Raw genomic sequence first — 4,508 nt, forward strand, 5'->3', positions numbered from 1 at the left:
CCGGGCCTACGGACGGTCAGTCGTCGAACGACACCGTCCACTCCGTCGTCGCGCCGTCGGCGATGCGGTACCAGGGCGACGGCACGGCCACGACCGTGGCGTCGCCGACGACCGCGACCTTGCCGTTCGCCGAGGTGACGAGCTCGCCGTTGACGTAGTAGTCGACGCCGGTGCGGTCGTTCGGCACCTGGACCTCGTCCTTCTTCGTGCCGGGACGGTCCTTGAACTTCGGTTCGCCGGGCGTGACCGGGGTGGTAAGGATCGGCACGTTCGCGAAGTCCATGTCGCTCGCCAGGTAGAACGAGGTGTACGCCGGCTGGTTGTACGTCGTCTGCTGGCGGGCGGTCTCGGCCCGGTACTGCACGTCGTGCATGAGCGTGGGCAGCTTGTGCGTCGTGACCTCGGTGCTCGTATAGATGCGCAGCGCGCTCGAGTCGGTCGTGCGAAGGAGCAGCTCCTCGCGCCAGTCGCCGAACACGTCGGCGACGAGCGACGGGTTGCCCTTCGTGCCGTTGTTCGTGAACGTGCCCGTCGCGGTGACCAGGGTGCCCCGGGTCCAGTCGTCGACGGTCGGGGTCACCTGCACCTGCGGGTTGCCGGCCAGGCCGCCGCCCACGATCTGCGTCGTGAGGTCGGCCGCCCAGCGGATCGACATGTTCGTGCCGGGCGTCGCCGTCGAGAGGATCTCGCCCTTGGCGCTCAACAGTCCGCTCGCGTCGGTGCCGCCGGGCAGGCTCGACCAGACCTCGATGCCGGGCACGTCGCTGCGCACGTCGCCGATCATGGCGCGGCCGGTGTCGCGGCCCGAGTAGGCGCCGAAGAGCACCTCGCCGGTCGCGGCATCCCGCATCGCCGACCCGTAGGGGGCGCCCGTCGCGCCCTCGTGGGCGGTCCACACCTCGACGCCGTCGCGCGACGGGTCGATGTCGGTCACGTGCATGGCGTCGCCGTGGCCGAGGCGCACGGTCGCGCCCGGGTTGGCGCTGCCGGGAGGCAGCACGTCGAACGAGCTGTAGAGCAGGCTGCCGTCGTCGTCGATCGTCGCCGAGCCGTAGACGAGCTCCTGCTTGCCGTCGGCGTCGACGTCGGCGAGGCTCAGCGAGTGGTCGCCCTGCGTGGTGATCGTCGCGAACTCGGGGTTCGTGCCGTCACGGCCGTGGGGTCCGTCGTTGAACGGGTTCGTCAGGGGCACATGGCCGCTGTCGACCTGCCACCGCTGGCTCAGCGTCTCGCCGTCCCAGTCGAGCGTGGTGATCGTCGTGCGCGTGTAGTAGCCGCGGGCGAACACCGCCGACGGGTGCTGGCCGTCGAAGTACCCGACGCCCGAGAGGAACCGGTCGACCCGGTTGCCCGGCTCGATGCGGGACATCGCGTAGTCGCCCCAGAGCAGGCCGTCGTCGCCGCGCCCGGTCGGGTAGGCGATGGTCTGGAGCTCCTCGCCCGTGGCGCTGTCGAACACCGTGAGGTACTCGGGACCGTCGACGATGAAGCCCTCGAACTCGCGCAGCTTGTTGTTCGCGCTGCGGCTCGGCGCATACACGTCGATGAAGTAGTCGGCGAGCTCCTGGGCGTCGGCCTCCGAGAGCGGGTACTCGTGCGTGACGGGGATGCCCCACGCCTGCTCGAGCGTCGCCGGCCAGTGTCCGGCGACCACCTCGGGGTGCTCGGTCCAGCCCTGGAACAGCTCGACGAGGTGCTGCTCGTAGCCGGCGGCGCTCATGCGGTAGTCGTCGGTGTGCGCGTAGCCCGCGGCCACATCCGCCTCTGGCATCGTGATGTACCGCTCGCTCGCGACCGTGCCGTCGGCGTTGTACGTGATCGACTTCGTGCCGGGCGCCGTCTTCAGCATGGTCTCGGACCGGCCGTCGCCGTCGAAGTCGTAGACGAGGAACTGCGTGTAGTGCGCGCCGGCGCGGATGTTCACGCCGAGGTCGAGCCGGTTCAGCAGGGTGCCGTCGAGCTCGTAGGTGTCGAGGTAGACGGGCCCGGTCCAGCCGCGCTGCGAGACGTCCTTGGAGTTCGACGGGTCCCACTTGACGACGTACTCGTAGGCGCCGTCGCCGTCGACGTCGGCGACTGAGACGTCGTTGGCCGAGTACGTGTAGGTCGTGGGCTGGTTCGGGATGACGCTCGGCGGCGTCACGCCGTCGGCCGGCTTCTTCAGCGGCAGGTCGGTGTAGCCCTGCGCCCACGCCGACACCGCGTCGGATGCCTCGAGCTCGATGCCGTTCACCACGGGGGCCACCGTGTACTGCGCGGTCGCCGTGCCCGCGGCATCCGCGTAGTTGGTGCTGTCGCTGACCGTGGCGATCTTCGTGCCGTCGCGGTAGACGGCGAAGTCGGGACCGGCGACGCCGGTGTCGGTCGCGCCGGTCGCCTCGGAGGCGAGCAGGCGCCAGCTGAGGAAGACTCCCTCGGACGTGGAGACCGCGACGAGGCCGCGGTCGAGCTGCTCGAGCTGGGGCACGCCCTCGGGCACGGGGGCCGGGGCGGTGGCGGGGTTCGTCGCCGCGTTGGTCGCCGCGTTCGCTCGGGCGGAGTCGAGGGGGGCGGCGGCCGCGGACTGGGCGGCACCGGCGATCAGGCAGCCGGCGGCGGCCACCGCCAGTGCAGCGCGGAATGGATGTTGACCGAGATTCATCGTCGAATCCTTCTCTGGGCTCATGGCCCGTCGGTGGGATAGCGCTTTCCGTGCAGGGTCGAAGGTATCCCCCGGACGGGGACGGGTCAACCCTTCGCGAACAAATTGACACGATTCAGAGTCGGGGGCGCCGGCGGCGGCGGGTGAGCCCTCCCGATATCCTGAGGCCGATGCCAGCCACCAGCCCCGCGATCGAGGACTACCTCAAGACGGTGTACGCCCACACCGAGTGGCAGCCCGACGCCATCACCCCCAAGGTGCTCGCCGACCGGCTGGGCGTCGCGCCCTCGTCGGTCACCGAGATGGTGAAGAAGATGGCCGCGGCCGGCCTCGTCTCCCACGTGCCCTACGGCGCGGTACGGCTGACGGATGCCGGTCGGGCGCGCGCGCTTGCGGTGGTGCGACGGCACCGGCTCATCGAGACCTGGCTCGTGCAGGAGATGGGTTACGGCTGGGACGAGGTGCACGACGAGGCCGAGATCCTCGAGCACGCGATCTCCGACCGGCTGCTCGAGGCCATCGACGACCGGCTCGGCCGCCCCGCCCGCGACCCCCACGGCGACCAGATCCCCTCGGCGGCCGGCATCCTCGAGATGCGCGACGCCGTGCTCCTCGCCGATGCCGCCCCGGGTCATTCGGGTGCCGTCGTCCGCATCAGTGACCGCGACCCCGCCGTGCTGCGCGACCTCGACGACGCCGGGATCGGCCTCGACACCGTGCTCCGGGTGACGGATGCCGCGGCGGCATCCGTGCACGTGACCGTCGGCGACGCCGGCGGGTCCGGCGAGCCGCCCGCGCACACGCTGCCGCGCGCCGCCGCCGAGGCCATCTGGGTGACGGCGTAGGCGCTGCATCCGACGGTCATGGACCGCTCATCTCGTCGGCCTAGGCTTGGCGCATGGGACGACGTGATGAAGTCGAGTGCTGGCTCACTGACATGGACGGCGTGCTCGTGCACGAGAACCACGCCCTGCCCGGCGCGGCCGAACTGCTGCAGCAGTGGGAGGACGCCGGCACGCCCTACCTCGTGCTCACGAACAACTCGATCTTCACGGCGCGCGACCTCTCGGCGCGGCTGCGAGCGAGCGGGCTGCACGTGCCCGAGGACCGCATCTGGACCTCCGCGCTCGCGACGGCCGACTTCCTCAAGCAGCAGCTGCCCGGCGGCACGGCGTTCGTGATCGGCGAGGCCGGCATCCTCACCGCGCTGCACGAGGCGGGCTTCGTGATGACCGAGACCGCGCCCGACTTCGTCGTGGTCGGCGAGACCCGCAACTACTCCTTCGAGGCGATCACCAAGGCGATCCGCCTGATCGGCAACGGCGCCCGGTTCATCGTGACGAATCCGGATGCCACGGGGCCCTCGGCCGACGGCCCGCTGCCGGCGACCGGGGCGATCGCCGCGCTCATCACGAAGGCGACCGGCAAGGAGCCCTACGTCGTGGGCAAGCCGAACCCGATGATGTTCCGCTCGGCGCTCAACAAGATCGGCGCGCACTCCGAGAACACGGCGATGATCGGCGACCGCATGGACACCGACATCGTCGCCGGCATCGAGGCCGGCCTGCACACGGTGCTCGTGCTCACGGGCATCAGCGACCAGGCCGAGATCGAGCGGTACCCGTTCCGGCCTGAGGAGATCCTCTCGGGCGTGCACGAGCTCGTGCGATCGGAGCCGGTCGAGGTCGAGCTGTAGGGGCTGCGCGAGTCCCCGGCGCCGTCGCACGGCCGCGCCGATGCCGCCGTGTCGGCTCGCGCCGTCCGGATTCAGGCGAACGGCCGCCATTCAGGACGATTCGGCGCCGTTCGGCCTGAGCAGCCGCCGATCGCCTGAATCGCGGGCCGCTTGGCGCGGCCCGGGTGACGG

At 70.9% G+C, this 4,508-nt stretch carries 3 protein-coding genes; 2 read left to right on the plus strand and 1 reads right to left on the minus strand.

The window, feature by feature from the left end:
• Positions 1-16: 16 nt before the first annotated feature.
• Positions 17-2,641: a rhamnogalacturonan lyase gene (locus AC1DY2_RS16030; protein ID WP_476763326.1), complete on the minus strand. Its 2,625-nt coding sequence runs from the start codon at positions 2,639-2,641 to the stop codon at positions 17-19.
• Positions 2,642-2,811: 170 nt separating this feature from the next.
• Here AC1DY2_RS16030 and AC1DY2_RS16035 point away from each other — a divergent pair, with 170 nt between their 5' ends.
• Both AC1DY2_RS16035 and AC1DY2_RS16040 read left to right on the plus strand, forming a co-directional pair.
• Positions 2,812-3,486 (plus strand): metal-dependent transcriptional regulator, encoded by a 675-nt coding sequence (locus AC1DY2_RS16035; protein WP_476763327.1) that lies wholly within the window; start codon positions 2,812-2,814, stop codon positions 3,484-3,486.
• A 53-nt stretch (positions 3,487-3,539) separates the two neighbouring features.
• Complete coding sequence (locus AC1DY2_RS16040) at positions 3,540-4,337, plus strand: HAD-IIA family hydrolase (RefSeq protein ID WP_476763328.1); 798 nt, start codon at positions 3,540-3,542, stop codon at positions 4,335-4,337.
• The last annotated feature ends 171 nt before the right edge of the window (positions 4,338-4,508 follow it).

This window comes from Agromyces sp. P1_H4 (assembly GCF_056405255.1).

Bases quoted from the DNA above. Each gene is read 5' to 3' on its own strand.
- AC1DY2_RS16030 (WP_476763326.1), bottom strand. From the start codon at position 2,641: ATGAATCTCGGTCAACATCCATTCCGCGCTGCACTGGCGGTGGCCGCC.
- AC1DY2_RS16035 (WP_476763327.1), top strand. From the start codon at position 2,812: ATGCCAGCCACCAGCCCCGCGATCGAGGACTACCTCAAGACGGTGTAC.
- AC1DY2_RS16040 (WP_476763328.1), top strand. From the start codon at position 3,540: ATGGGACGACGTGATGAAGTCGAGTGCTGGCTCACTGACATGGACGGC.